The sequence below is a fragment of the Vibrio sp. 03_296 genome (assembly GCF_002265885.1).
The window spans coordinates 1-25,142 of the sequence record NZ_NPKW01000072.1 but is presented as its reverse complement, the minus strand read 5'-3'; the positions used below and the strand labels follow the sequence as shown (position 1 = coordinate 25,142).

Below are 25,142 nucleotides of genomic sequence, written 5' to 3'. Positions count from 1 at the left end.
CCGTTAATAAAAACTGACGATGATCCGCCAGATATACTATCTGCTGGGCCTACACATACGATTGAATCGCCTTCGCGCGCAGCTGGAAGCCCCTCAATGAACACATTTGGAGAGCCGTTAACGATTGGTCCCCCCACATGGGGGACTTTACCCGTCTTTTAGGGCAGACGTGAAAATCGGAGATACGTGCCGCTGGCTTTTTACTCAATGTGCTCTACCTACGCAATGGTTTGAATGGCGAGATTATCAAGACCAAAGCAGTGAAGTAGCAATGCAATATGATTGGTTTTTGATTGGAATGCGAACGATAGCAACGATATATGTAACTGATAATTAAGTTTTTATTTCTAATTAAAACACGTAACGCAACTTTGGTGTTTTTGCCGCTGAATAAGAGGTTTATTGAAAGGTGGTGAGATTCTTTATACATAAAAAAACGGGAGCTCGGCTCCCGTTGTACTTGTGATACTTTTGTGGTGACTAAGCAACGTTATCCATCACATCGGTATGAGACTTTTTTGCCGCCAGATGCTCTGGCTCAAAGTCATCAACATTGATGGTGTACAGACGATGTTGCTCTGCTTCTTTGAGCAAATCGGCTTCATCTTGAGAAATAATGCCTTGTGCTAGCCCTTCCTCTGCAATGGCATCCAAACGTAAGAATGGTCGGCGCTTACCTTGCGCTTTACACACTTTGTCAAACACAGGTTCTGCTTGCAAAATCACAGACAGTGCTAGCTCAATCTTGCCTGCTGCGTTGTGCTCTGTTGGTTGCAAATACTGATTGCGACCAATGCGGCTACGTGTCGCGCTTGGGGTTTGTAGTATGCGAGCCACTTGGCTATCGATTTTGTCGCTTGGTGCTTTGCGCACACGGCCAAATGGCATGATCAAGACGCGCAAGGCTTCACCGATAATCGGGTTCGGGAAGTTAGCCAGAAACTCATCAATGGCCACTTCTGTTTGCTTCAAGCTGTCTTGCAAGCCCCAGTGAACCAAAGGCAGGTCTTCTACAGGGCGACCATCTTGTTCAAAGCGTTTTAAGGTCGCTGAGCTCAAGTAAAGCTGACTGAGGATATCGCCTAAGCGGGCTGATAGACGCTCACGACGCTTCAATGAGCCACCTAGCACGGCCATTGAAATGTCTGACAATAATGCCATGTTAGCGCTATAGCGATTGAGCTTCTGGTAGTAACGTTTGGTAGCGTCGTGCGTTGGGGCGCTCGAGCCAAAACCATCGGTCAAACCAAACCAAATGCTGCGCACAAGGTTGCTCATGGTAAAGCTGACGTGGCCAGCCAAGGCTGCATCGAACTGTTCTACCGCATCCGATTTGTCCGAGTAGGCGGCTTCCATCTCTTTTAGTACATAGGGATGGCAACGAATGGCGCCTTGACCATAGATGATCATAGAGCGAGTGAGGATGTTTGCCCCTTCCACTGTGACGGCGATGGGTGAACCTTGGTAGCCACGAGCAAGGAAGTTAGAGGGACCAAGGCAAATGCCTTTACCACCAACGATATCCATTGCATCGATGATGCTGCGTTGACCACGGTGAGTACAATGGTATTTCACAATCGCGGAGATGACCGATGGTTTCTCACCAAGGTCGATACCGGCAACGGTAAGGTTGCTCGCTGCGTCCATCACATACGCGTTACCACCTAAGCGTGCTAACGCTTCTTCTACACCTTCAAGATGGCCGATAGGCTGTTTAAATTGGCGACGAATGCGCGAGTAAGCACCGGTTGCCAATGCAGCGGACTTGATACCACCGGTTGAGTTTGAAGGCAGGGTAATACCGCGACCAACAGAGAGACATTCAACCAGCATGCGCCAGCCTTGGCCTGCCATTTTTTGGCCACCGATAATGAAGTCGATCGGTACGAAAATATTTTGGCCACGCGTTGGGCCGTTCTGGAATGGTACATTGAGAGGGAAATGACGGTTGCCGATTTCAACCCCTTTAATGTCTGTTGGGATAAGCGCACAAGTAATACCAAGATCTTCTTGCTCGCCGAGTAAGCCTTCAGGATCGCGAAGTTTGAAAGCAAGACCCAAAACCGTTGCAACAGGGGCAAGGGTAATGTAGCGCTTGTTCCATGTTAGGCGCATGCCCAAGACTTCTTTGCCTTCCCATTCGCCTTTACACACCACACCGTCATCTGGAATGGAACCCGCATCCGAACCCGCTTCAGGGCTGGTTAGGGCAAAACAGGGGATCTCTTTACCTTCTGCAAGGCGAGGAAGATAGTAATTTTTCTGCTCTTCTGTACCGTAATGTTGCAAAAGCTCACCAGGGCCCAAAGAGTTTGGTACGCCAACGGTCGAAGAAAGAACACCAGAGACACCAGTCAGTTTTTGCAGCACCAAAGATTGCGCGTAAGCAGAAAACTCAAGGCCACCGTATTTCTTCTTAATGATCATGGCGAAGAATTTGTGATCTTTGAGATATTGCCAAACTTCAGGAGGCAGATCGGCCAGCTCATGCGTCACTTGGTAATCGCTTACCATGGCACACACTTCATTTACCGGACCATCGAGGAAGGCTTGCTCTTCAGCAGAGAGTTTTGGTGCTGGAATGGCGTGTAGCTTTTTCCATTCTGGCTTGCCTTTGAAAAGCTCCGCTTCCCACCAAACGGTACCTGCATCCAACGCTTCTTTTTCCGTTTGGGACATGGCAGGAAGCACTTGCTTAAACAAGCCGAGCGCTTTTGCACTGATGAGCGATTGGCGTATAGAGGGCATAGCGAATACCGCCAGCGCTAAGAAGTAACTCAGCCAGCCGATTGAGCCGACGTAACCGGAGAAAGTTAACAGCAGCATCGTGGCGGTCAACAAGGTGACGGATTTGACTAATGACATTCGATGATAGAGCGTCACGCCCAATATCAAGGTCATCGCGAGTAGGGAGAGCAAGATGTCCATATGTAGGTTCCTTTTCAGACAATTCGTTGTGTTATACGTCTGTGTTTTGGTAAGAGGTCAAACCAGTTGGTTTAAGTGTAATCAAAATATTAAAGAAATGTAAAACACAATTCTGAGCAAAAAGTGATCTGAGTAGAGTGAAAATTCTAAAATTGAGATTTCCATGGTGATTTCCTAAGCAGCTTTGGGCGAATCGCTTTACAAATCCGCGAAAACTGAGGCTTCGGTGTCGACACTATTTCCTGTTTATGGGTAAACTCAGCGTATTGCTATGTTAGCTAGGCTGTCGCTCAGCAAACATCGACGTATAACGTGATAAACCAAGATAAAGAGAACATCGTATGTACCAAGATCTGATTAGAAATGAGTTAACTGAAGCTGCTGACGTACTAAATAAATTCCTAAGCGACGATCACAACATTGCGCAAATTGAAGCTGCAGCGAAAATGATTGCCGAATCTTTTAAGCAAGATGGCAAAGTACTGTCTTGTGGTAACGGTGGTTCACACTGTGATGCGATGCATTTTGCCGAAGAACTAACGGGTCGTTACCGTGAAAATCGCCCTGGTTACGCGGGTATTGCGATTTCAGATCCAAGTCATCTTTCTTGTGTCAGTAACGACTTTGGTTATGACTATGTATTTTCTCGCTACGTTGAAGCGGTCGGTCGTAAAGGCGATGTGCTGTTTGGTCTATCAACGTCAGGCAATTCAGGCAACATTCTGAAAGCGATTGAAGCGGCGAAAGCCAAGGGCATGAAAACCATCGCTCTGACGGGTAAAGATGGCGGTAAAATGGCGGGTCTTGCGGATGTTGAAATCCGAGTACCACACTTTGGTTACGCAGACCGTATTCAAGAAGTGCATATTAAAATTATCCATATCATCATCCAATTGATTGAGAAAGAAATGGAGTAATCTGTTCGGGGTAACCCGTATCGATTTTGTTCAGGGAGTTTTGTTCGATGTGTGAATTGCTCGGTATGAGCGCCAATGTGCCAACAGACATCTGTTTTAGTTTTACTGGCTTGATGCAACGAGGCGGTAAAACCGGACCACATAGAGATGGTTGGGGCATCACTTTCTATGAAGGAAAGGGATTTAGAACCTTCAAAGACCCAAATCCAAGTTGTGAATCGAAGATTGCGGAGTTGGTGCAAAGTTATCCGATTAAAAGTTGTTCGGTGATCAGCCATATTCGCCAAGCGAATCGAGGTGGTGTTTCTTTAGAAAATACCCACCCATTCACTCGTGAGCTTTGGGGGCGATATTGGACATTTGCACACAATGGCCAGCTCACAGACTATCAATCGTTGGATACCGGGCGACATCGTCCTGTAGGGCAAACGGACAGCGAAAAAGCGTTTTGCTGGCTGATGAATCAATTGGAACTGCGCTATCCTGATATTCCTCAGGATATGGAACAGGTGTTTGCTTACCTTGCCTCTTGCTGTGAAACCTTGCGAGAAAAAGGAGTGTTCAACATGCTGCTCAGTGATGGCGAGTATGTGATGACGTATTGTACCAACCATCTTTACTGGATCACGCGTCGAGCACCTTTTGGCAACGCCGCGTTGCTGGATGAAGATGTTGAGATAAACTTTCAAGAAGAGACCACCCCTAACGACGTTGTCTCTGTGATTGCGACTCAGCCACTTACGGGTAATGAAACTTGGCAGAGAATGAAACCTGGGGAGTACGGCCTGTTTCACTTTGGCGAGCGAGTAAGCAGTAACGCACATTTATTGCTCGATGTCCCGTTTGCAGCAGCAAAACCAAGCTGCCAAGCGCCGACGGAACCACTGGAATAAAACGGTATTGCGAGTTTGTATTGAAAATGGGTTGCGATAAGCAACCCATTTTTCTTTCGACGTAGAGTGACGACAATAAATCGCCTTACTCTGCAGCGTAACCAGCGCCGCCAAGGGGTTGGCCATCGAGATAGGCCACACCTTGTTGCATGGCAAGTCGCTCTTCTGCCATCCATTTCACCACTAAGGGATAGATGCTGTGCTCTTGCGTTAACACTCGTTCTGCTAGGCTTTGTGCGTCATCTTCTGCAAAAACAGGTACTTTCGCCTGTAAGATCACTGGGCCACCATCTAACTCTTCCGTGACAAAATGCACACTGGTGCCGTGTTCACTGTCTCCGGCATCGATAGCGCGCTGGTGGGTATGAAGGCCGGGGTATTTAGGCAAGAGGGAAGGGTGTATATTGACCATTTTTCCTAAATAGTGACGTACAAATTCACCACTCAGAATGCGCATGTAGCCAGCCAGTACGACGATGTCGGGTTGGTACTCGTCCATCGCTTTCATCAATTCACGATCAAAGCTTTCTCTATCGGTAAAAGCTTTGGGATCGATGTAGTGAGCGGGTACCGAAAACTGTTTGGCTCGTTCAAGGCCGTAAGCGTCGGCTTTGTTTGAGAAAACCGCACACACTTTGGCTTGGCTTGTATCACACTCGCATGCTTCAAGAATGGCTTGCAGGTTACTGCCGCTGCCGGAAATCAGTACCACGATTTTTTTCATAACCACTGTCCATTTACTGCTGGTTCTTAAGATCACTGTATTGCAAGAAAATACCTGCTTTTTGCAGGGGTTTCAGTGTGCCAAATAGCAGAATGAGGACATAGCGTCCTCATTCTGAAGTTATTTTAGGTTTTGCAGCTTAGTTGATTTCAACTTGCTCTTCGCCAGCTTCGGCCTGAGCAATCGCACCAATCACCCACGCTTTTTCACCTTCTTGTTGAAGCAGCGTAACCGCAGCTTCCGCTTGATCTTGAGGTAGTGCCACAATCAAACCAACACCACAGTTGAATGTACGGTACATTTCGCGCGTAGCCACGTTTCCTTTTTCTTGCAGCCATTGGAAAATGACTGGCCATTCCCAGCTCTTTCCATCGATCACCGCTTTGGTGCCTTCTGGTAATACGCGTGGGATGTTTTCCCAGAAACCGCCGCCAGTGATGTGCGAGATAGCGTGAATGTCATGTTGCTCAATCATTTTGAGTGCAGACTTGATGTAAATTTTGGTTGGCTCAAGTAGGTGCTCACCAATAGTGCGGCCTGCAAGCTCCTCATTTTTGTCTGCGCCAGACACTTCGAGGATTTTACGCACTAATGAGTAGCCGTTTGAATGTGGGCCACTTGAACCGACAGCGATCAATGCATCACCTACCGCGACTTTAGTACCGTCGATAATGTCTTCTTTCTCTACTACACCGACACAGAAGCCTGCAACGTCGTAGTCTTCGCCATCGTACATGCCTGGCATTTCTGCGGTTTCACCGCCGATCAAAGCACAACCTGCTTGAATACAACCTTCCGCGATGCCCGAAATAACATCCGCAGCCACATCAACATCCAGCTTGCCCGTTGCGTAGTAATCAAGGAAAAACAGAGGTTCAGCGCCTTGTACGATCAAATCGTTTACACACATAGCAACGAGATCAATACCAATGGTGTCGTGCTTGTTCATATCCAGAGCTAAGCGCAGCTTGGTGCCAACGCCATCAGTGCCAGAAACTAGAACAGGTTGCTTGTACTTCGTTGGCAGTTCGCATAAAGCACCAAAACCACCAATGCCACCCATTACTTCAGGGCGACGTGTACGTTTTACAGAACCTTTAATACGCTCAACCAGGGCGTTGCCTGCATCAATATCTACACCAGCATCTTTATAGCTAAGAGAAGAGTTGTTACCACTCACGGGGAAGTCCTCGGTTTGAAGTTGGATATGAAAACGGCGCTATTCTATCAGGGCTGGAATATAAAGAGCAAACGTTTGCGCAAGTTTTTTTGTTGTGCAATGTAACGAGAAATTCTGTACGAAATCGTTTATAATCGGCAAGTTTATGTAAATTTTATCTATATTGCCGGAGATGGACATGAAAGTTGTTGAAGTAAAACACCCTCTTGTAAAACACAAAATTGGTTTGATGAGAGAAGGTGATATCAGCACTAAGCGTTTTCGTGAGCTAGCCACTGAAGTTGGTAGTCTTTTAACTTACGAAGCAACTTCAGATTTTGAAACGGAAAAAGTGACCATTGAAGGTTGGAATGGCCCAGTTGAAGTGGATCAAATCAAGGGCAAAAAAGTAACGGTTGTGCCAATCCTACGTGCTGGTCTAGGCATGATGGATGGCGTGCTTGAGCACATGCCAAGTGCACGTATCAGCGTGGTGGGTATTTACCGTGATGAAGAAACATTAGAGCCAATCCCATATTTCAACAAGCTGGCTTCTAACATGGAAGAGCGTATTGCATTGGTAGTTGATCCAATGCTTGCAACGGGCGGCTCTATGATCGCAACGATCGATCTAATTAAAGAGAAAGGTTGTCAGCAAATCAAAGTGTTGGTGTTGGTTGCTGCGCCAGAAGGTATTGAAGCGCTAGAGAAAGCACACCCAGATGTTGAACTGTACTGTGCTGCTATCGATGAGAAACTGAATGACAAGGGCTACATTGTCCCTGGTCTTGGTGATGCTGGTGACAAGATTTTCGGTACCAAGTAATCTTTCCGATCTGTTTAATGCAAGTGAATAAAAAATGCCTGGTCACTGACCAGGCATTTTTTTATTCGGATTGCTTTACGTTCGGCGACTAAGGTGTGGATCACCGAACCTAGCTTCATTTAACAATTAGTTTTGTGCTTCTTCTTCCATCTGAGCGTTATCCACTACGTGGTTTTCACCCATGTCATGCGGAAGGATAAGGTTAAGAATAATCGCCACGATACCACATAGACTTACGCCCTGTAGGCTGAACTCGCCAATACCAAAAGCCATACCACCAATACCAAACACCAGTGTCACCGCGACAATCACAAGGTTGCGAGATTTATGCAGATCTACGTGATTCTTGATTAATGTATTAAGACCTACTGTGGCAATCGAACCAAAGAGAAGAATCATAATACCGCCCATCACAGGAACGGGAATGGTTTGTAGGGTAGCGCCTAATTTACCGACGAGCGCAAGAACAATAGCGGTGATGGCAGCCCATGTCATGATGACTGGGTTGTAAGCTTTGGTGAGCATCACTGCGCCAGTAACTTCACTGTAGGTTGTGTTTGGTGGTGCACCAACCATTGATGCAGCAATGGTGGCAACCCCGTCACCAGCAATCGTGCGGTGTAGTCCTGGTTTTTTCAGGTAGTTTTTACCTGTGACGTTAGAGATTGCCAACATGTCACCTACGTGCTCTACCGCAGGAGCGATTGCAACAGGGATCATGAATAGAATCGCATTGATGTTGAACTCAGGTGTGGTGAAGTTTGGCATGGCCAGCCAAGCGGCTTGAGCCACCGGTGTAAAGTCAACCACTCCGTAGAATAGTGAAACCGAGTAACCTGCCAAGATACCACCGACGATAGGAACCAGCTTTAGGAAACCTTTTGCAAATACGCTCAGCGCAATCGTCGTGAAGAGTGAAACTGCGGAGATGATGATTGCAGCATCACCATTGATGAGTTGAACCGCACCATCACCAGTTTTACCTACCGCCATGTTGACCGCCGTTGGCGCAAGACCAAGGCCGATAACCATGATCACCGGGCCGACGACGACAGGTGGTAAAATTTTGTGAATGAAGCCCACACCACGTACTTTGATCATCGCGCCAAGTGCAACGTAAACCAAACCTGCTGCCATTAAGCCACCCATGGTTGCGCCAATACCCCAAGTTTGAATACCAAACATGATTGGAGCAATAAAAGCGAAAGAGGAGGCTAGAAAAATGGGAACGCTTCGTTTGGTGATCAATTGGAATAATAAGGTGCCGATACCTGCACCAAATAAAGCGACGTTAGGGTCCAATCCGGTCAGCAAAGGTACAAGTACCAAGGCACCGAATGCGACAAATAACATTTGTGCACCCTGTAAAGCATTTTTCATAAAGGCTCCCTATTAATAACTATGCAGATAAATTCGCGGGATTCTATCACTTTGCAAACGTTTGCTAAGTATTTTTGATCAATTTTTTGCTAGATTGCTGCTGTTTGTCCGTAAATCAAACGAATTGAGAGCTTTTTATTCACTTGACTGAGAAGTGCAGTAAAAATCTGCTGTTTTCTTGCTCATGATGGGAGAGTTGCTTATCATCTGACATCTCAAGAAGTAACTTAGGACTTATATGCGTTATTTAGCTCTATTGATGATCGGGTGTTTATCGCTGCCCGCTTATGCATTAACTCAGGTGGATATCTACCGCACAGAAGTCGCGATTGACAGCACAAAAGACAAAGGTGAAGAGTTAGCTCGTCAGCAGGCAATGAAGCAGGTTATTGTTCGAGCATCCGGTTACCAAGACTCGGTTGATAATCCCGTTGTGACAAAGGCACTTCAATCCAGCGCCCGTTATATTTCGCAATTGAGCTATGGCAAAGAAGGGGATGTCATGACCCTGAAGTTGCTTTTTAATGATGCGCAAATTCGCTCGCTATTAACGCAAGCCCAACTGCCTTTTTGGTCAACAAACCGCAATAATCTGTTGGTTTGGTTGGTGGAAGAGCAAAACTATGATCGCAAGATCGTGTGGGAGCACTCGGCGAGCAGCGTTTCTGACCAATTGAAGCAAGCCGCTCGTGATCGTGGTTTGCCATTGACGTTGCCTGTAGGTGACTTTGACGATATTACCGGTATTGAAGTGTCGGACTTGTGGGGAGGCTTTGCCAAACCGATCAGTTTAGCCAGCGGTCGCTACCCTGTGGATGGCGTGTTGGTGATTCGTGCTCAAGGTAATTCACTGCGTTGGAACTTGTACGATCAATCTCCTGGCGCTATCGTGCGTTCGAATGTTGCGCCTGTCACCGGAAGTGCCAATGGCGGTGATGCAGCGACACAACTGATTAACGCTGTTGCCGATTTTTATGCTAAACGTAGCGCCGTCGTTGTTCTTGGTGAGTCTTCAGAATCGGTCGTGGTGAAGTTTTTAAACATCAACAACGCAATTGATTTCTTTACGTTAGAAAAGACCCTCACGTCGTTGAACTCAGTGGCCAATCTTGATGTATTAGAAATCAAAGGGAATGAGTTGATGTTGCGTGTGCACTTGCTGGCTTCGCAAGAAGCGTTTGAACAAGAAGCCACAAAGCTGTCCAAAATCACCAAGTTTGATGATCCGTTGCTGGTAGAAGATGAAGAAAACGCCGTGCCAGCACAGCCAATTGAGACGCAAGTTCAGCCAACAAAAAATGACGCACTGACAAAAAGTGATGAGGTGGGTGAACCCGCCATTGAGCCCATCATGCCAACACTGAATGAGGCGAACACTAATTCGCCAGTGGCGGTCGAACAACCGCCAGCTAAGCTAAAATATCAAATGGTGTTTGAGTGGTTAAGTTAGGTTGCTTCTCGTGATATCAGTTTCTAATACTGCTAGTCGTTAGATAAAAAAACAGCCAACGTCGATCGTTGGCTGTTTTTTTTTGCTTATTGTGACAGTGGGGCCAAAAGCCATGATGTTACGGCTGATTACCAAACTTCGCTTTCTCTTCTTTTTCGACTTGCGATAGCTTTTTCAACTTCATACCGAGTTCTTGACCACGCGCCCTAGCAAAGAAAATATTGCCAGCAAAGCCTAACGTGGTGAGCAACAACTCCACCAAAGCCAGCCAACGCTCGCCGCCATCGACGTACAAAATCGTTAAAGCGTGTAAAAAATAGAGCATTAAAACAAAGTTTGCCCAAGCATGGGTGTACGGCTTACCCGCCAAAATACCTGGTAATGGTAAAAGCAGGGGAATACACCATGCGATCGCGAGGGTAGTGGAACTTAAATGAGGGTGTGGCGATAACGCCAATTGCCAAAGTACAACCCACAGTAACAGCGATAAATTGCCAAACAAGGCCAAATAGCGGTACTGCTGTGTTTTTGGACTCATGTCGACATCAGACATCTACGACTCCTTTTGCTTTTTGGCAACCAGTGCCAAGCGCTTTCCTAATTGTTGCGCCAAGCGAATTTCTTCTGTGGTGAGTGAACTTTCATGCCCAACACTACTTGCGCCATATGGGGTACCACCGGATTGTGTTTGGTGCAGATCAGGCTCCGAATAAGGAATACCCAAAATCAACATGCCGTGATGCAGTAGTGGGACCATCATATTCTGTAGCGTCGTTTCTTGACCCCCGTGCATACTACTTGATGAAGTAAAAACACAGGCTGGTTTATCAATCAAAGATCCATTCAACCACAGCGGTGAGGTTTGATCCCAAAAGTGCTTTAGTGGCGTTGCCATTGCACCAAACCAAACGGGGCTTCCCAAAGCAAGCCCGTCACAGTTACGCAACTCATCCAGAGTAACAATAGGCTCTGATGCTTGTTGTGAGCTGGCGTTCAATTCTGTAACGGTGCGCAGGGCTGCTTCGCAATGGGGAATGGATTCAATTCCCCGGGCAATTTGGCGAGCAAGTAGTTTGGTTTTTCCGTGACGGCTGTAGTACAGCACCAACAGCTGAGTAGTCACTGACAATTACAAAATCTCTAATACTTGCTCAGGTGGGCGACCAATACGAGCTTGGCCATTAGCGACCACGACAGGGCGTTCAAAAAGTGATGGGTTTTCTGCCATCGCATTAAACAGTTGTTCGTCAGAGACCTTGTCATCACCTAAAGAGAGCGATTTATACAGGTCTTCTTTTGTCCGCATCATGTCACGGACAGAAGAGAAGCCCAATTGAGCGTAAAGGGCCTTAAGTTGTTCTACATTCAGTGGCGTTTCAAGGTACTTCACCACTTCAGGCGTCACGCCATTTTGTTCCAATAGTTCGAGGGTTTGACGGCTCTTTGAGCAGCGTGGATTGTGATAAATCACGACTGACATAGGATTCTCCATGTATTTATTGTAATGCGAGGAAGCGATCTCGTTGGACCATGAGTTGGTCAATGCGCGCGTCGTATCTTGCCTGCTGCAAACTCCCTAACTCGGCCAGTTGGCTGGCTTGCGTATAGTATTGGATCGCTTTGTTCCAGTTGGCTTGCAGCGCCAGAATTTCCGCACGTGACGCGAGGTCTTCACCACTGTTACCAATGGCGATATTGGCGCGCGAAAGCAGATGCCATCCATTGGTGTCTTCTGGATTATCATGCGTATAACGTTGCAATACACGGATCGCTTCTTCGGTTTTATCTGCTTCGAGCAAAGCATTGGCGTAGTTTATCGTTAGAACCTTGTTGTTGGGAATGCGTTCTAACGCACTTTTTAACATTGCGATCGCTTTCTCTGGCTGTTTCTGCTCGATATAGAGATCAGATAGCGCATCAAGATAGAAAGGATTGTTACCCTCATTTTTAATTAATCGGGCCAAAATCGTTTCAGCTTGATCTAATTCTTTTTTGTCTAAATGCACCAGCGCTCTGCCATATTCAAAGGCCGGCTTGAGGTCTGGCGTTGCTTTTTTCTCCGTACGAGCAAACCAGTCCATAGCCGCATCGGAGTCAATACCTGCGTAGCGAGCGACAATTCGAGCTCGAGTGAGGTGATAGTCGAGTGATGGATTCACGCGATGCGGAGGATACGACTGTGCACGAGCACGGCTGTCGGTAATTCGATCCTCAGGCAGCGGGTGCGTCAGCAGCATCGGTGGCGGCGTGCTTGCGTAACGGTATTCATCAGCCAAACGAGAGAAAAAAGTGGGCATGGCTTGCACATCAAAGCCAGCCTTTGCAAGCGTATTGATACCGAAGCGATCGGCTTCTTTTTCATTGCTTCTCGTGTAGTTGATCTGGCTTTGCATATTTCCTGCGGTTGTCGCTGTGATTGCAGCAATACCCGCTTCTGGCGCGGCGATGGCCAGTAACAGTGAGCCTGCTAATGCCGCAAGGGTTGCAGGAGAGCGTCTTGCTTGCTCTTCCATGCTGCGAGCCAGATGTCGTTGAGTAACGTGGGCGATTTCGTGTGCCACAACGGACGCCAACTCACTTTCTGTTCGAGCATGAAGAAACAGGCCTGAGTGCAAGGCGACGTAACCACCAAAAAAGGCAAATGCGTTGATGTTTCGGTCACGGATCATGAAGAAATGAAAGGGCGTTTTTACATCGTTGGCATTGGCAACCAAGCGGTGGCCGAGAGAATCGATATACTCGTTAATGACAGGGTCATTGACGATGGGTTTGCTGCTGCGCAGCATGCGCATGTAGGCATCACCATAGATTAATTCTTGATCGATCGACAGCGTGGCACCTGCCGCTGTCCCAATGTCTGGCAAATCAATTGAATTGGCCCAAACAGGTGTTGGCAAAGCTAAAGTCAAAGCGACAGATAAACTAATAATGGTACGCGCGCGGTTTAACATAGTAATGATTAACTCTCCATATAGCTGCAATATTAAGACCCATTGCTGGCTAATTGGTTTCGTAAAGTGTTACAAAAGAAAATGCCAGTCCCTTACTTAAACTGCAAATCAAACTTTGATAAATGCTGGCACCTGTAAAAAAACACTTTACAATATCACCCCTATCATCAGTTTTAGGCGAGAAGATGGAACGTAAGCGACTCGATCTTAGGCAACAACGCTGCCCAATGTCATTACTTTTGGCTAAGCGCCACAGTGCAGAGTTATCGGAAGGAAGTCAATTAGTTATTCAACTATCCGACCACAGTTCGATGCGCGATATCGTCAAGTATCTTCAATCGCGTCCGTTTCTCGTCGAGACAACCATGGAACAGGAAGATTACCTCCTGACTATCACTTTTAATAAGGAAATGTCACAAGATGTTTGAAATGATCAACCGCTGGTATAAGCGCCGTTTTTCAGACCCCCATGCCGTCAGCTTAGTGGCTATCCTGCTATTTGGTTTTGTGACGATCTATTTCTTTGGCCACTTGCTGGCTCCGTTGTTAGTTGCCATTGTTTTGGCCTATTTGTTGGAATGGCCAGTTGCACAACTTCGTCGCTTTGGTGTACCGAGAACCGTTGGCGTGATCGCCGTGATTCTTCTGTTTATCGGATTGATGTTGATTGCGCTGTTTGGATTGATTCCAACCATTTGGACCCAGGTGGGTAACTTAATCAATGACATTCCTAACATGTACAACGGGCTGCAGCAGTTTATTGCATCGCTGCCTGAACGTTATCCTGAGTTGGCCAACTTACAAATCGTAGAAGCGATTGTCACCAACGCGAAAAACAAAGTGTTGGGAATGGGAGAGAGTGTCGTTAAAGGTTCATTGGCTTCTTTGATCAGTATTGCAACCTTAGCGGTATACCTCATTCTAGTGCCTTTGCTGGTGTTCTTCTTACTCAAAGACAAAGAAGAAATGATGCGCATGGCCAGCGGTTTGCTGCCAAAGAATCGCAACTTAGCCAATAAAGTGTGGCATGAGATGAACGAGCAAATCTCCAACTACATCCGCGGCAAAGTGCTGGAAATCTTGATTGTTGGTGGGGTGAGTTATGTTACTTTCGCCATTTTGGACCTGAGGTATTCGGCGTTGCTCGCAGTGGCGGTTGGCCTTTCCGTGCTCATTCCATACATTGGTGCAGCGGCGGTAACGGTTCCCGTCGCGATTGTCGCGTTGTTCCAGTGGGGGATCTCAACCGAATTTTATACGTTGCTTATTGCGTATGGCATCATTCAAGCCCTCGATGGTAACGTGCTTGTTCCGGTTCTCTTTTCTGAAGCGGTGAACCTGCATCCAGTGGCCATCATTGTCGCGGTTTTGGTGTTTGGTGGTCTATGGGGATTTTGGGGCGTGTTCTTTGCTATCCCGTTGGCGACCTTAGTGAAAGCGGTTTGGAAAGCACTGCCAAGTCAAGATGAGCACGAAGCACAACCATCCTAAGATTGTGTTATCTCACGCCATTCAGTTATTGGTAACACTGCTCAAAAAAGAAAAGACAAGGAAAGAAAGCCCAGCGAACACGCTGGGCTTATTATTGGTCTGATGGGTAAGCAAAGGTGCTTAACTCGTCTTATTTACTCTGTTCAAGATAATTAAGAACCACTTCATGGTGGTCTTTGGTTTTGAACTTATCAAAGACGTGTTCAATGACACCTTCCTCGTTGATGAGGAAACTAATACGGTGTAAGCCATCGTACACTTTGCCCATGAACTTTTTCTCGCCCCAAACACCAAATTGCTCAGCAACGGCGTGATCTTCATCGGACAGCAAAGTGAAGTTGAGAGAATCTCGTTCAATAAACTTACCCAGACGTTTGACTGGATCGATACTGACGCCCAACACAACCACATTATGTTTTGCGAGCTCGCTATGGATGTCACGTAGGCCTTGAGCCTGAACGGTACAACCGGGAGTCATTGCTTTTGGGTAGAAGTAAAAGAGAACTTTTTTTCCTTTGAGGTCTTTGAGCGAGACAAGATTTCCATTTTGATCAGGCAAAGAAAATTCTGGAGCAGGAGAGCCTGCTTGCAGCATATTCATGTCATTCTTCCTTTTAAAGGGTGTTTTTTATAAAGTTCAGCGTGCCTTGTACGTTCAGCGAACGGCAAAGATCATTAAAATCTTCCTGAATCTGCATTAAATTGGATTCGTTTTGTACGTGTGCCGTAATCGCGATGTGGAACTGGTTTTGCTCCATTTGTACCGTGGCTTTATCGATGGTTTGGGCACTGAGTGCGCTCAGGCCGATTTGCTTTTCTGCAAAGAACTGTGTGAATTTTTCAGTGAGGCCGACGCGGTCATCCGATTCAACAAACACCTCAATGGTGTAGCAATTTGTCGTTGGGTGATGAGCCGACGTTCGCTTCATTATGGTGATGAGGTCATGTTCTTGGCCGAGCAGTGGTAAAGTGGTCTCGACTCGAGTGACGCCATTCGCGTTGCCAGACAGCAGCATGATGAGGGTAAACTCATTGCCAAAAATGGCGATTCGACTGTCAATAATGTTACAACCCGCACGCGTCACCAGTTGGACGACCTGGTTACAGATGCCTGGCCGATCCGTGCCCATTGCGGTAATTACCAGATGTTGAGTCATAGATTCGCTCTTATTGTGCATTTTGTTTTTTCCGGATGGTAACACAGAAGTTTATGGAAAATGTCGAGTCGCTTCCGTTTTTTATGTTAGGGAACACTGTGTTGAGGGGCTTGGAATTCACCAGACGCTGACAAGCCTTCCCCCTAGTCTCATTATAGTTGAGCAAAACTCGCTTTTCCGAGCGAATCGCTTATTGTCAAATATCCCCTAAGAAGCCGGGTTGAAGGCTCTGAACCTTCGATTGAGGGGCGGTTTGGCTACATAAATCACCAATCAACTCAAATATTCATCCACTAGTATTCAGGAAGCGAGTTTGCGCTCTTGTTTTTTTGAATCGCCTTACAGTACCATGCAGGAAGGATTAAATGAGGGAGAAAGACATGTTATCAGGAAGTATCGTTGCGTTACTTACGCCGTTCAAAGCCGATGGAGAAGTAGACTTTGATGGTCTGCAAAAATTAGTTGAATATCACATCGCTGCTGGTACGAACGGTATCGTGGCTGTGGGTACCACAGGAGAGTCTTCAACACTGACGGTTGAAGAGCACGTAAAAGTAGTCAACAAAACGGTTGAGTTTGTTAATGGTCGAATCCCAGTGATCGCTGGCACGGGAGCAAATGCTACCCATGAGTCGGTGACCTTCAGCCGTCTGCTGAATGATTCAGGTATCGATGCATGCCTGAGTGTTACTCCATACTACAATAAGCCAACGCAAGAAGGCCTATTCCAGCATTACAAAGCGATTGCTGAAGTGAGTAACGTTCCCCAAATTCTGTACAATGTGCCTGGGCGTACTGCGGTTGACCTTTTGCCAGAGACCGTTGCTCGTTTGGCTGAGCTCGAAAACATCGTTGCACTAAAAGATGCGACAGGTGATTTAAATCGAGTTGCAATTCATCGTGAACTTTGTGGCGAAGATTTTATCTTACTAAGTGGTGATGATGCGACAGGCCTAGATTTCGTCAAACTTGGCGGTCAAGGCGTGATTTCGGTTACCAACAATATTGCTGCAAAAGATATGGCGGATATGTTCCGTTTGGCCCTTGAAGGTCGTTTTGACGAAGCGGAAGTGATCAATCAACGTCTGATGCCACTGCATAAAAACTTGTTTATCGAATCTAGCCCAATTCCAGTGAAATGGGCAGCGACGCAACTTGGTTTGATTGAATGCGGGCATTTACGTTTACCGTTGACTGAGTTATCGGAAAAATGTCATCCGATCGTTGCACAAGCAATGACCGACGCAGGGATTTACTAAGAGAATGTAGTCACGCCGGAGAACATCCGGCGCTTTAGGAGTTTCAATGAAGTTTTCTCGTCAGTTAGTGCTTAGCTCGCTGGCTGTTTTTGTTTTGTCTGCCTGTTCTGGTAGCGCCACACAACGCCGTCAGGCAAAGGATGACTTTGCTTACCTAGAAACACCACCACTTGAGCAGTGGCAATTACCTGAAGGGGCAACCCCTCAATTTTATCCAAATTACAATATCCCTCAGGGTGAGTTTGCGGGTGGCATTGGTAAGCAAGTGGATATCCGTCCACCTCAGCAAATTTTGGAATTGATCCCGGGTGCACGTTATGAGCGCAATCAGGGAGAAGTCACGCTTTGGCTGATCAAGCAAGAAGAAGCGGATGAAGTGTGGCAAACGGTGAAAGATATGCTGGCTGAGCGTCAAATTCCGATCGACATGCAATCCGATACTCACATCGAGACGGGTTGGGTTACGTGGCGCTCTGAAGATGAAGAGATGGAAATCGGTAGCCGATATGCAATTGACCGCTTCGAAGCAAACAATCGTCATGGTTTTAAGATCAATTTGGTTGATTGGCGAGAAGGCACTGAGCTTAAGCCAGTAACGGTCACCAATAAAGAGCGCTACAACGTGTTTATGACCAATTTGGTGACGTCTCAGTATGACCAAGTCAAACGCGATGAAGCGCAGCGTCGAGCTCAGGAACTGGTGAAGCAAATCCCTATTACTATGGGTACCGATAGAAGTGGCTTCCCTGTCATCATTGCACGTACTCCGTACAATGTGCTTTGGCAGCGTCTTCCAATGATTCTTCCGAAAATGGGTTTCACGATTGACGAGCGCAACCAATCTCAAGGCACCATCAAAGCGAAATACGCCTCGCCAGATGATGAATTCTGGAATGAAATCGGTGTGAAGCCGATGGAGCTTAAGTCAGGCACTTACACATTCTTGTTTGGTGATTTGGGTAACCGTACATCCATTAACGTGACCGACTCTTCGGGTAAACCGGTTGAGGAAGCGTTTTTGAAATCGATGGCACCTGTCTTAGCCGCGGTGGTTAAGAAAGAGTAAAAGAGAAAAAGTAAAAGGGGCTTGATGGCCCTTTTTGCTATTTGCTATTTGCCATTTGTGTGCGCACTTGTTTTTGGCGTTAGCCAAGATCTCAATCAGACTATCTTGAAAGCTCATCATCGTTGTGGGCCGATTGCTGCTTTTTTTGATCAAGCTCGTTGAGCTTATCAAGATCGCTTTTGTCTTTCAGTTTATCCACTTGGCCTATTTTCATTTTGGCGGTGTATTTTAGCGCCGCGATGTTACCAACGATGACACTGAGTACCACAAAGCTGATGACCCAAGGATTGGTTAAGATTTCTTGCATACAGCCTCCGGTGTACAAATGTTGGCGATAAATTGATTGTAGATCAGAGTAAGATTAGAGAGCACTTGTTCCTGCCCGTCAATGGGATGAAGTTCCAATTGTTGACGGAGTTTCTCTGGTGTTAGTAGGGTTAGGCACTGCTGAGATATTGCTAGATGGCTGATATGCCAAGGCTCTGCAGCCACGCCTCCTAAATCTTCCTCATAGGGAAAGAAAAAACCAAAGCGGGACAAGTTCTCTTTTAGCCAGATATGGAACGCTTGCTGGTGTCCAGAGAGGTATTCCCAAGGTTCCAGTTTGAGCGATTCGTTTTCGGGCAATAGATTGCGTGCAAAGACATCAAAATCGCACCCCCAGTGATGGCGGCTGGCGCCAGGTAAAGCGGACCAGCGGAGGATGGCCCACATTTTTTCGCTGTCACTGAGCAAGCTTTTATCCATGGGCTGCGAATGGTGATCGAGGATCGGTGTTGCAGCGGAAAACTTACCATTCCAAATGGCCTTTTGACGCTGAAAATCACGAAAACCGCTGGCAATTTCCATTTTAAAACCAGCGGTTTGAGCCGCTTCTAGCAGAGCGAAAAGATCATTTTTCACCTCAGGGTGGAGCCAAAACCACTTTTCCCCCACTAAAACGTGTTCTAAATGAGATGTTTCGCTGCCAGTCAGCTGCTCAATGGTGTTCATGCCAATAAGTTTTCCAATGTTTTCTGGTACATATCGGTAAGCTTTTCTAAGTCATCGATCTTCACGCACTCGTTCACTTTATGGATGGTGGCGTTCACCGGTCCCAGCTCAACCACTTGTCCACCCATTCGTGCGATAAAGCGTCCGTCAGATGTGCCACCGGTAGTAAGCAATGCTGGTTTGGTTTGGTTGACGCTATCGACGGCATCCACCACGGCATCGAGTAAGGCACCAGTATCCGTCAAGAATGGGTCGCCGTTGTACGTCCATTTGAGATCGTAACTGAGGTCATGTTGGTCGAGTGTTTGAGTCACTCGTTCAACAATTCGCTCGTTGCAAAGCTCGGTACTAAAGCGTAAGTTGAACTGGACGTGGAACTCTCCTGGGATGACGTTGGAGGCACCAGTGCCAGCTTGTACGTTCGGGATCTGGAAGCTGGTTGGTGGAAAGTATTCATTCCCCTTGTCCCACTCAGTGGTCGCTAGGGCGTGGATTGCCAAAAGCGATTTGTGCACAGGGTTGTCCGCCAGATGAGGGTAAGCCACATGGCCTTGAGTTCCTTTTACGGTCAAGTCACCCGTGATCGAACCTCGACGACCATTTTTAACCACATCACCGACGACTTCGGTGCTTGAGGGCTCGCCGACAATACACATGTCGATGTTTTCATCGCGCGCCATCAACGTTTCCACAACGCGAACCGTGCCATTGATAAATGGGCCTTCCTCATCTGAGGTGATCAGGAAACCGATGGAGCCCTGATGATCGGGATGTTCTGCGATAAAACGTTCTGTCGCAACGATCATGGCTGCCAATGAGCCTTTCATATCCGCAGCCCCACGGCCATACAAATAGCCCTCTTTTTCGGTCGGCTCAAAAGGCGGTGTGTGCCAATGCTCTAATTTTCCAGCGGGCACCACGTCAGTATGGCCTGCAAAGGCGAAGAGTGGCGCTTGTGTGCCACGGCGGGCCCAAAAGTTGGTGGTATCTTCAAACACCATGCGCTCAATGGTAAAACCAAGTGCTTCTAGGCGCGCTATCATGACATCTTGGCAACCGGCGTCTTCGGGGGTTACCGACTGGCGACTGATGAGATCTTTAGTTAAAGCCAGTACAGGGCTGTCTGTCATCCTTGATAATCCTTCATTAATTGAAAATTTTTGAATACTGTTCTGCTTTAAAACCAACGTGTAGCTGGTCATTGACTCGCAAAATTGGGCGTTTGATCATCGCAGGGTGTGCGACTAACAAATCAACGGCGGTTGTCTCATTGAGCGATTCTTTTTGCTCGTCAGTCAACTGACGGAAGGTCGTGCCGCGCTTATTAAGCACTTGCTCCCAAGTTAATTGCTGACAAAACTCACTCACAAGTTCCGCGTTAATACCTTGCTTACGATAATCATGAAATTGAACGTCAATACCCGCTTCTTCTAACCACTTTTTCGCTTTTTTTATCGTGTCGCAGTTAGGGATGCCATACATGGTAATGGTCATGTGTTTTTCCTTTTGGGCTAATTCTTTTTTTGTTGTGTTTTGCATCCTACCAAGAAGCGACAGAACACACAAAATATCGTCAGGAATATTTTGAAGTTCAAAAAAACTCACACTTTCGCTAAGGGGATTGGAGAGTTATTGATCAACCTCAACAAAAGACTGAGAAAAAAAGAAATAATGAGTTAGCACAAGTTTAGGAGGTGTCAATGGAATTGAGTCCTGTTTTCGCAAGGCGGCTGTATTTGGCCTTATTGGTGGAGAACCTAGAAAGGCCAAATGTGCCTAAGTTAATCGAAAAAACGGGGTGGCCTCGTCGTACTATTCAAGATGTACTGAAGGCGCTGCCGGGGATTGGAATCGAACTTATGTTTGTTCAAGATGGCCGACGTCATAATGATGGTTATTACCAACTGTCAGACTGGGGACCATTTGATAGCCAATGGGTTATGGAACGTGAGAGAGATATCGCCAGCAGCCTTGGATTTCGTGCCTAAGCCAGCATTCGCTGGCTTTTTTATTGGCAGCGGTAGGCGGTGCCTAACAGCGTATAAGAAGTGGTAAAGGCTTGATGAGAAATGACATAAATCGTATCCGCATTGAGCGTTTTGGCGTTGTTTTTTAAGTCATTCACCGCACCTTGCATCATGGTATCGTTGGAAAAAAATAAGTAACTATACCAGTGCCCTTCGTTGCCTGTAACCGTTCCGAGATATTGGCATTTTTTAGGGTCAAAATGATCATCGACTCGCACTTCAATGTGTTGAGAACCCACTACAGGAGCTTGACTGGGCGTTGTGCATCCAGATAAAACAAAGCAGGCCGCTGACGCATAAAATAGGTTCTTCATTTTATCTCCCTGCGAAGGTGTAGAGCACAAAACCTACCCAACTGATGACCAGTAGCCCCCATGGGAGATATTGGCTGAACGCACTTGGAGACGATGGTTCGGTCAATGTGTATTCGTTGTCATCGTTCATCTCTTGCTGTTGATGGCGACTTTTGTCCCGCAACTGCTTTTTGCGCGCACGATCGGCCTGACGATGCTTCTCTTTTTGCTGCTTTTTATAAAGCGCGATGCCTTTCTCAATGCCTTGTGCGATCAGTTTGGTTTGTTCTTTGGTCTGCCCAGGCTTTTGTGTTGCTTTCGCGATTTTGAGTGCTTCTTGCTGAGATTCTGGTGACGGTGTGATTGCGTTGTGTTTCATCATCATATGTATGCTGTAAAAGAGATGGCATTAGTCTAACCTTTGCGGGTTACTAATTGAATCATTTGCGTTAAAGTGTCGCGAGTCCCATTGATTAAGATTTAGATTTTGCGATATTCGATAGATCACTATGACAACCAAGGTTATCTCAAAGCACCTTTGTTGCTTTGGTTTGGTTGGTTTTTTTTAGCCCGAGCTTGGGTCGTCTTTGCTGGTGCAGGGGCAAGCCGAGAGAGTGGCGATAAGATCTTACAAATTGTTTACCCTGATAACCATACCCTCTATTTAGGTCTTCTAATTGGCATTCCAAGTGTTTTGCTAATGTGGATTATGGGATTGAGAAAGCCCGGCCGCCAATGGATTGATAAGCTTACTAACTATGGACGGGGTTTCACCTTATGTTTGGTGTTAGGGCAAATTGTACAGACGGCCTACCATGTTTATCTGGAACACGGCGAGTTTAGTTGGACCAATGGATTAACCCTATTAATATTACTTTGGTTTGGTATTTACGTATTCAATAGTCAGTGGGTGAAAGATTGTTTTCATGTCCCTAATTTACCCATAGACGACAACCTTAACTGACGATCATCAATTATTATCCGTCAGTTTCGCCCTACACTGGGGGCAAAAAAGAGGAGTTTATTATGTCACTTGCTCAAACGGCGATTCTGCCAGAAGCGGGCCCATTCGCGTTATACACTTTGCTTAAAATCAACCACAATCCAGCAAAGGTATTGGCTCAATTACAATCGCTGCCAGCACTGGTTGAAGAGCTCAACCAATCTCAGCCTGATGCAGAGTTGACGCTTTCTATTGCGTTTAGCAAGTCGTTTTGGCAGCAACTGGATATGGCGATGCCAGCGGAGCTGATCGACTTCCCAGTATTGGGTGAAGGGGAAATTGTTGCGCCTTCAACGGATGTGGATGTGTTACTGCATTGTCATTCCCAACGTCATGACCTGCATTTCTACTTGCTGCGCAAACTGCTGTCAGAAGTAGCAGAAGACGTCACAGTCGTCGATGAAACCTATGGTTATCGTTATCTTGATTCACGCGATATGACCATGTTTGTCGATGGCACTGAAAATCCGAAAGCGGAAAAACGCGCGGAAGTGGCGTTGATCCCAGACGGTGAATTTGCTGGTGGCAGTTATGTTATGGTACAGCGATTTGAGCACAACCTACCTGCGTGGAATCGCTTGAATGTGTCGGCTCAGGAGAAAGTGATTGGCCGCACCAAACCTGATTCTATTGAGCTGGACGATGTCCCTGCTGCCTCGCATGTTGGCCGAGTGGACATTAAAGAAGAAGGCAAAGGGCTTAAGATTGTTCGTCACAGCCTACCTTACGGCAGTGTGACGGGTGCGCACGGCTTGCTGTTTATCGCCTACTGCCACACATTGCACAACTTCAAAGCGATGCTTGAGAGTATGTATGGTGTCACTGATGGTAAAACAGACCAATTGTTGCGTTTTACCAAAGCGGTCACCGGTGCGTATTTCTTCGCGCCATCGAAAGAAATGTTGGCATCTATTAAGCTGAAATAATTCTTGATTTCGATTTGACATTAAAAAAGCCCTTCCAGAGATGCGAAGGGCTTTTTCTTTGCCTTTGTTACAAATAGAGCTAAACCTTTGACTGTTTTGGTCGATAAGTATTCAAAGCCATAATTTTGGAGTTTTTATTGCGTGGCCATCACTGTTAATACCAACGTTTCTGCATTGGTCGCTCAGCGACACCTGGCGAATGCAACCGACATGCTGAATCAATCCTTGGAGCGTTTGTCTTCAGGGAAGCGTATTAATAGTGCAAAAGACGATGCGGCAGGGCTGCAAATTTCTAATCGTCTTCAGTCGCAAATGCGTGGTTTAGATATCGCGGTGCGAAATGCCAATGATGGCATCTCCATTATGCAAACTGCAGAAGGGGCAATGAATGAAACCACCAATATCCTACAAAGGATGCGTGATCTTTCATTGCAATCCGCCAACGGTTCCAATAGTCACGCTGAAAGAACTGCCTTACAAGAAGAAATGACCGCGTTAAATGACGAGTTGAATCGTATTGCAGAAACCACCTCATTTGGTGGACGTAAACTGCTCAATGGTTCCTTTGGTTCGGCTGCCTTTCAGATAGGGGCGGCGTCAGGTGAAGCGGTGCAAGTGCAACTGAAGTCGATGCGCAGTGATGGTATTGATATGGGGGGCTTCAGTTACATTGCAAACGGACGTGCCAGTTCTGATTGGCAAGTAAAAGAGGGTGAGAATGCGCTTAGCATGTCATTCACTAATCGTTTTGGTGAAACGGAAACGATCCAAATTAATGCGAAAGTCGGCGATGATATCGAAGAGCTTGCGACCTACATTAATGGTCAGACTGACAAAGTCACGGCATCGGTGAATGAAGAAGGTCAGCTACAGTTGTTTATGGCAGGCGAAGAAACGTCAGGAACGTTATCGTTTTCAGGAGACTTAGCCAGTGAACTAGGTTTGCAACTAAAAGGGTACGATGCGGTGGATAATATCGACATTACTTCTGTCGGTGGCGCTCAGCAAGCTGTGGCTGTCCTTGATACCGCGATGAAGTACGTTGATAGCCATCGTGCTGAACTGGGGGCCTATCAAAACCGCTTCAGCCATGCGATTAATAACCTCGACAATATCCACGAAAACTTGGCAACATCAAACAGTCGAATTCAAGATACAGACTATGCAAAGGAAACCACGCGCATGGTCAAACAACAGATCTTACAGCAAGTCAGTACTTCCATTTTGGCGCAGGCGAAAAAGGGACCGAATCTCGCGTTGACCCTGCTGGGATAAGTGTTGGGATGACTTGGATAGCGCTTGCGACACGAAAGGGAGCAAGTTAACAGGAGTGGGCTGGAAAAAAGTCAACCGCTCTTATCGACAATGCATGTCAAATCTTTAGTCCTATTTTTGATGTTTTTACACTTTTTACCGCTTTAATCACGAAAACCCCTTCAAACAAACTTTTTTCAAAAAAATCGCATTTTTTTCCTAAAGGATTTCCAAACCGAGCCGTTAATAGAAGTAACTTTGAGAGAACTACTTGGTTTTCCGAGACGTCGGAAACCGTAATATCGGAAAATCAATTGGAGAATTCATCATGGCAGTGAATGTAAATACAAACGTAGCAGCAATGACAGCACAGCGTTACCTGAATAACGCAAACAGCGCACAACAAACTTCGATGGAGCGTCTGTCTTCAGGTTTCAAAATCAAC

Annotated in this window: 28 protein-coding genes and 2 pseudogenes; 13 read left to right on the top strand and 17 right to left on the bottom strand. The window is 46.5% G+C overall.

Annotated elements, in window-relative coordinates; translation table 11 throughout:
* Both CIK04_RS35505 and fadE read right to left on the bottom strand, forming a co-directional pair.
* Positions 1 to 208, bottom strand: a pseudogene (locus CIK04_RS35505) (PAAR domain-containing protein); the annotation flags it as partial.
* Between the two features lie 272 nt (positions 209 to 480).
* Positions 481 to 2,928 carry an acyl-CoA dehydrogenase FadE gene (gene fadE, locus CIK04_RS09900; protein ID WP_097352157.1) on the bottom strand — a complete coding sequence of 816 codons (2,448 nt, stop codon included), beginning with the start codon at positions 2,926 to 2,928 and terminating at the stop codon, positions 481 to 483.
* A 341-nt stretch (positions 2,929 to 3,269) separates the two neighbouring features.
* On the opposite strand from fadE, the gene lpcA reads away from it, so the two are divergent.
* Entirely contained in the window at positions 3,270 to 3,845 is a 576-nt protein-coding gene (gene lpcA, locus CIK04_RS09895) for a D-sedoheptulose 7-phosphate isomerase (protein ID WP_011079797.1), read from the top strand.
* 47 nt (positions 3,846 to 3,892) lie between these two features.
* On the top strand, positions 3,893 to 4,738 hold the full coding sequence (locus CIK04_RS09890) for a class II glutamine amidotransferase (protein ID WP_026130669.1): 846 nt from the start codon (positions 3,893 to 3,895) through the stop codon (positions 4,736 to 4,738).
* Positions 4,739 to 4,823: 85 nt separating this feature from the next.
* Here CIK04_RS09890 and purN read toward each other — a convergent pair whose 3' ends face one another.
* Together purN and purM are read right to left on the bottom strand one after the other, a co-directional pair.
* Positions 4,824 to 5,462: a phosphoribosylglycinamide formyltransferase gene (gene purN / locus CIK04_RS09885; protein ID WP_017790055.1), complete on the bottom strand. Its 639-nt coding sequence runs from the start codon at positions 5,460 to 5,462 to the stop codon at positions 4,824 to 4,826.
* Positions 5,463 to 5,601: 139 nt separating this feature from the next.
* The gene (gene purM / locus CIK04_RS09880) at positions 5,602 to 6,642 is read right to left on the bottom strand and encodes a phosphoribosylformylglycinamidine cyclo-ligase (RefSeq protein WP_017790056.1); all 1,041 of its coding nucleotides are present in this window, start codon (positions 6,640 to 6,642) and stop codon (positions 5,602 to 5,604) included.
* Positions 6,643 to 6,820: 178 nt separating this feature from the next.
* Between purM and upp the strand changes: the two genes are divergently transcribed.
* Entirely contained in the window at positions 6,821 to 7,447 is a 627-nt protein-coding gene (upp, locus tag CIK04_RS09875; RefSeq protein WP_038941276.1) for a uracil phosphoribosyltransferase, read from the top strand.
* A 126-nt stretch (positions 7,448 to 7,573) separates the two neighbouring features.
* On the opposite strand, the gene CIK04_RS09870 is transcribed toward upp, so the two are convergent.
* Positions 7,574 to 8,827: a uracil-xanthine permease family protein gene (locus CIK04_RS09870; protein WP_097352158.1), complete on the bottom strand. Its 1,254-nt coding sequence runs from the start codon at positions 8,825 to 8,827 to the stop codon at positions 7,574 to 7,576.
* 238 nt (positions 8,828 to 9,065) lie between these two features.
* On the opposite strand from CIK04_RS09870, the gene CIK04_RS09865 reads away from it, so the two are divergent.
* Entirely contained in the window at positions 9,066 to 10,277 is a 1,212-nt protein-coding gene (locus tag CIK04_RS09865; RefSeq protein ID WP_097352159.1) for a DUF2066 domain-containing protein, read from the top strand.
* A 118-nt stretch (positions 10,278 to 10,395) separates the two neighbouring features.
* Here the strand turns inward: CIK04_RS09865 and CIK04_RS09860 are convergent, their stop codons facing one another.
* Genes CIK04_RS09860 through CIK04_RS09845 form a run of 4 tightly spaced genes read right to left on the bottom strand, consistent with a single transcriptional unit; the run spans position 10,396 to position 13,228 of the window.
* Positions 10,396 to 10,830 carry a DUF2069 domain-containing protein gene (locus CIK04_RS09860; protein WP_097352160.1) on the bottom strand — a complete coding sequence of 145 codons (435 nt, stop codon included), beginning with the start codon at positions 10,828 to 10,830 and terminating at the stop codon, positions 10,396 to 10,398.
* A complete protein-coding gene (gene wrbA, locus CIK04_RS09855) occupies positions 10,831 to 11,400 on the bottom strand; it encodes an NAD(P)H:quinone oxidoreductase (protein WP_038941492.1) in 570 nt (189 codons plus the stop codon). It abuts the gene before it with no gap.
* Between the two features lie 6 nt (positions 11,401 to 11,406).
* Complete coding sequence (gene arsC / locus CIK04_RS09850; RefSeq protein WP_026050191.1) at positions 11,407 to 11,757, bottom strand: arsenate reductase (glutaredoxin); 351 nt, start codon at positions 11,755 to 11,757, stop codon at positions 11,407 to 11,409.
* 16 nt (positions 11,758 to 11,773) lie between these two features.
* Positions 11,774 to 13,228 (bottom strand): M48 family metallopeptidase, encoded by a 1,455-nt coding sequence (locus tag CIK04_RS09845; protein ID WP_026050190.1) that lies wholly within the window; start codon positions 13,226 to 13,228, stop codon positions 11,774 to 11,776.
* 185 nt (positions 13,229 to 13,413) lie between these two features.
* Here CIK04_RS09845 and CIK04_RS09840 point away from each other — a divergent pair, with 185 nt between their 5' ends.
* Positions 13,414 to 13,656: a sulfurtransferase TusA family protein gene (locus CIK04_RS09840; protein ID WP_038941273.1), complete on the top strand. Its 243-nt coding sequence runs from the start codon at positions 13,414 to 13,416 to the stop codon at positions 13,654 to 13,656.
* The gene (locus CIK04_RS09835; RefSeq protein ID WP_011150935.1) at positions 13,649 to 14,719 is read left to right on the top strand and encodes an AI-2E family transporter; all 1,071 of its coding nucleotides are present in this window, start codon (positions 13,649 to 13,651) and stop codon (positions 14,717 to 14,719) included. The genes CIK04_RS09840 and CIK04_RS09835 overlap by 8 nt, the downstream gene beginning before the upstream one ends.
* A gap of 130 nt (positions 14,720 to 14,849) precedes the next feature.
* On the opposite strand, the gene bcp is transcribed toward CIK04_RS09835, so the two are convergent.
* Together bcp and CIK04_RS09825 are read right to left on the bottom strand one after the other, a co-directional pair.
* Positions 14,850 to 15,320 (bottom strand): thioredoxin-dependent thiol peroxidase, encoded by a 471-nt coding sequence (gene bcp, locus CIK04_RS09830; RefSeq protein ID WP_017419538.1) that lies wholly within the window; start codon positions 15,318 to 15,320, stop codon positions 14,850 to 14,852.
* A gap of 13 nt (positions 15,321 to 15,333) precedes the next feature.
* Positions 15,334 to 15,876 carry a glycine cleavage system protein R gene (locus CIK04_RS09825; protein WP_026050189.1) on the bottom strand — a complete coding sequence of 181 codons (543 nt, stop codon included), beginning with the start codon at positions 15,874 to 15,876 and terminating at the stop codon, positions 15,334 to 15,336.
* A gap of 380 nt (positions 15,877 to 16,256) precedes the next feature.
* Between CIK04_RS09825 and dapA the strand changes: the two genes are divergently transcribed.
* Positions 16,257 to 17,135, top strand: a complete 879-nt coding sequence (gene dapA / locus CIK04_RS09820) for a 4-hydroxy-tetrahydrodipicolinate synthase (protein ID WP_038941272.1) — start codon at positions 16,257 to 16,259, stop codon at positions 17,133 to 17,135.
* 46 nt (positions 17,136 to 17,181) lie between these two features.
* Entirely contained in the window at positions 17,182 to 18,201 is a 1,020-nt protein-coding gene (bamC, locus tag CIK04_RS09815; protein WP_017419536.1) for an outer membrane protein assembly factor BamC, read from the top strand.
* Between the two features lie 100 nt (positions 18,202 to 18,301).
* On the opposite strand, the gene CIK04_RS09810 is transcribed toward bamC, so the two are convergent.
* The 4 genes from CIK04_RS09810 to CIK04_RS09795 are packed head-to-tail and all read right to left on the bottom strand — an operon-like array spanning position 18,302 to position 20,688.
* Positions 18,302 to 18,508 carry a DUF2897 family protein gene (locus CIK04_RS09810; protein WP_011079814.1) on the bottom strand — a complete coding sequence of 69 codons (207 nt, stop codon included), beginning with the start codon at positions 18,506 to 18,508 and terminating at the stop codon, positions 18,302 to 18,304.
* Entirely contained in the window at positions 18,493 to 19,194 is a 702-nt protein-coding gene (locus CIK04_RS09805) for a M15 family metallopeptidase (RefSeq protein ID WP_017419535.1), read from the bottom strand. The genes CIK04_RS09810 and CIK04_RS09805 overlap by 16 nt, the downstream gene beginning before the upstream one ends.
* Positions 19,191 to 20,324 (bottom strand): succinyl-diaminopimelate desuccinylase, encoded by a 1,134-nt coding sequence (gene dapE, locus CIK04_RS09800; protein WP_038941269.1) that lies wholly within the window; start codon positions 20,322 to 20,324, stop codon positions 19,191 to 19,193. Before dapE ends, CIK04_RS09805 begins: the two co-directional genes overlap by 4 nt.
* 16 nt (positions 20,325 to 20,340) lie before the next feature.
* On the bottom strand, positions 20,341 to 20,688 hold the full coding sequence (locus CIK04_RS09795) for an ArsC family reductase (protein WP_017790076.1): 348 nt from the start codon (positions 20,686 to 20,688) through the stop codon (positions 20,341 to 20,343).
* Between the two features lie 206 nt (positions 20,689 to 20,894).
* Between CIK04_RS09795 and CIK04_RS09790 the strand changes: the two genes are divergently transcribed.
* Positions 20,895 to 21,182, top strand: coding sequence for a helix-turn-helix domain-containing protein (locus tag CIK04_RS09790; protein WP_026050187.1), 288 nt, complete (start codon positions 20,895 to 20,897; stop codon positions 21,180 to 21,182).
* Between the two features lie 20 nt (positions 21,183 to 21,202).
* On the opposite strand, the gene CIK04_RS09785 is transcribed toward CIK04_RS09790, so the two are convergent.
* Both CIK04_RS09785 and CIK04_RS09780 read right to left on the bottom strand, forming a co-directional pair.
* The gene (locus CIK04_RS09785; RefSeq protein ID WP_038941268.1) at positions 21,203 to 21,535 is read right to left on the bottom strand and encodes a DUF4156 domain-containing protein; all 333 of its coding nucleotides are present in this window, start codon (positions 21,533 to 21,535) and stop codon (positions 21,203 to 21,205) included.
* Between the two features lies 1 nt (position 21,536).
* Positions 21,537 to 21,899, bottom strand: a complete 363-nt coding sequence (locus tag CIK04_RS09780; protein ID WP_038941267.1) for a DUF2956 domain-containing protein — start codon at positions 21,897 to 21,899, stop codon at positions 21,537 to 21,539.
* A gap of 102 nt (positions 21,900 to 22,001) precedes the next feature.
* On the opposite strand from CIK04_RS09780, the gene CIK04_RS09775 reads away from it, so the two are divergent.
* The 4 genes and pseudogenes from CIK04_RS09775 to CIK04_RS09760 form a co-directional block, all read left to right on the top strand.
* A complete protein-coding gene (locus tag CIK04_RS09775) occupies positions 22,002 to 22,478 on the top strand; it encodes a DUF2919 domain-containing protein (RefSeq protein ID WP_017790079.1) in 477 nt (158 codons plus the stop codon).
* Between the two features lie 62 nt (positions 22,479 to 22,540).
* Complete coding sequence (locus tag CIK04_RS09770; RefSeq protein ID WP_039451828.1) at positions 22,541 to 23,443, top strand: Dyp-type peroxidase; 903 nt, start codon at positions 22,541 to 22,543, stop codon at positions 23,441 to 23,443.
* A gap of 141 nt (positions 23,444 to 23,584) precedes the next feature.
* Positions 23,585 to 24,718: a flagellin gene (locus CIK04_RS09765; RefSeq protein ID WP_038963579.1), complete on the top strand. Its 1,134-nt coding sequence runs from the start codon at positions 23,585 to 23,587 to the stop codon at positions 24,716 to 24,718.
* Between the two features lie 307 nt (positions 24,719 to 25,025).
* A pseudogene (locus tag CIK04_RS09760) lies at positions 25,026 to 25,142 on the top strand (flagellin); the annotation flags it as partial.

What these genes read in the sequence shown, in the direction of transcription:
- fadE (WP_097352157.1), bottom strand. Translation starts at nt 2,928, where the DNA reads ATGGACATCTTGCTCTCCCTACTCGCGATGACCTTGATATTGGGCGTG.
- lpcA (WP_011079797.1), top strand. Translation starts at nt 3,270, where the DNA reads ATGTACCAAGATCTGATTAGAAATGAGTTAACTGAAGCTGCTGACGTA.
- CIK04_RS09890 (WP_026130669.1), top strand. Translation starts at nt 3,893, where the DNA reads ATGTGTGAATTGCTCGGTATGAGCGCCAATGTGCCAACAGACATCTGT.
- purN (WP_017790055.1), bottom strand. Translation starts at nt 5,462, where the DNA reads ATGAAAAAAATCGTGGTACTGATTTCCGGCAGCGGCAGTAACCTGCAA.
- upp (WP_038941276.1), top strand. Translation starts at nt 6,821, where the DNA reads ATGAAAGTTGTTGAAGTAAAACACCCTCTTGTAAAACACAAAATTGGT.
- CIK04_RS09870 (WP_097352158.1), bottom strand. Translation starts at nt 8,827, where the DNA reads ATGAAAAATGCTTTACAGGGTGCACAAATGTTATTTGTCGCATTCGGT.
- CIK04_RS09865 (WP_097352159.1), top strand. Translation starts at nt 9,066, where the DNA reads ATGCGTTATTTAGCTCTATTGATGATCGGGTGTTTATCGCTGCCCGCT.
- CIK04_RS09860 (WP_097352160.1), bottom strand. Translation starts at nt 10,830, where the DNA reads ATGTCTGATGTCGACATGAGTCCAAAAACACAGCAGTACCGCTATTTG.
- arsC (WP_026050191.1), bottom strand. Translation starts at nt 11,757, where the DNA reads ATGTCAGTCGTGATTTATCACAATCCACGCTGCTCAAAGAGCCGTCAA.
- CIK04_RS09845 (WP_026050190.1), bottom strand. Translation starts at nt 13,228, where the DNA reads ATGTTAAACCGCGCGCGTACCATTATTAGTTTATCTGTCGCTTTGACT.
- CIK04_RS09840 (WP_038941273.1), top strand. Translation starts at nt 13,414, where the DNA reads ATGGAACGTAAGCGACTCGATCTTAGGCAACAACGCTGCCCAATGTCA.
- CIK04_RS09835 (WP_011150935.1), top strand. Translation starts at nt 13,649, where the DNA reads ATGTTTGAAATGATCAACCGCTGGTATAAGCGCCGTTTTTCAGACCCC.
- bcp (WP_017419538.1), bottom strand. Translation starts at nt 15,320, where the DNA reads ATGAATATGCTGCAAGCAGGCTCTCCTGCTCCAGAATTTTCTTTGCCT.
- CIK04_RS09825 (WP_026050189.1), bottom strand. Translation starts at nt 15,876, where the DNA reads ATGACTCAACATCTGGTAATTACCGCAATGGGCACGGATCGGCCAGGC.
- dapA (WP_038941272.1), top strand. Translation starts at nt 16,257, where the DNA reads ATGTTATCAGGAAGTATCGTTGCGTTACTTACGCCGTTCAAAGCCGAT.
- bamC (WP_017419536.1), top strand. Translation starts at nt 17,182, where the DNA reads ATGAAGTTTTCTCGTCAGTTAGTGCTTAGCTCGCTGGCTGTTTTTGTT.
- CIK04_RS09810 (WP_011079814.1), bottom strand. Translation starts at nt 18,508, where the DNA reads ATGCAAGAAATCTTAACCAATCCTTGGGTCATCAGCTTTGTGGTACTC.
- CIK04_RS09805 (WP_017419535.1), bottom strand. Translation starts at nt 19,194, where the DNA reads ATGAACACCATTGAGCAGCTGACTGGCAGCGAAACATCTCATTTAGAA.
- dapE (WP_038941269.1), bottom strand. Translation starts at nt 20,324, where the DNA reads ATGACAGACAGCCCTGTACTGGCTTTAACTAAAGATCTCATCAGTCGC.
- CIK04_RS09795 (WP_017790076.1), bottom strand. Translation starts at nt 20,688, where the DNA reads ATGACCATTACCATGTATGGCATCCCTAACTGCGACACGATAAAAAAA.
- CIK04_RS09790 (WP_026050187.1), top strand. Translation starts at nt 20,895, where the DNA reads ATGGAATTGAGTCCTGTTTTCGCAAGGCGGCTGTATTTGGCCTTATTG.
- CIK04_RS09785 (WP_038941268.1), bottom strand. Translation starts at nt 21,535, where the DNA reads ATGAAGAACCTATTTTATGCGTCAGCGGCCTGCTTTGTTTTATCTGGA.
- CIK04_RS09780 (WP_038941267.1), bottom strand. Translation starts at nt 21,899, where the DNA reads ATGATGATGAAACACAACGCAATCACACCGTCACCAGAATCTCAGCAA.
- CIK04_RS09770 (WP_039451828.1), top strand. Translation starts at nt 22,541, where the DNA reads ATGTCACTTGCTCAAACGGCGATTCTGCCAGAAGCGGGCCCATTCGCG.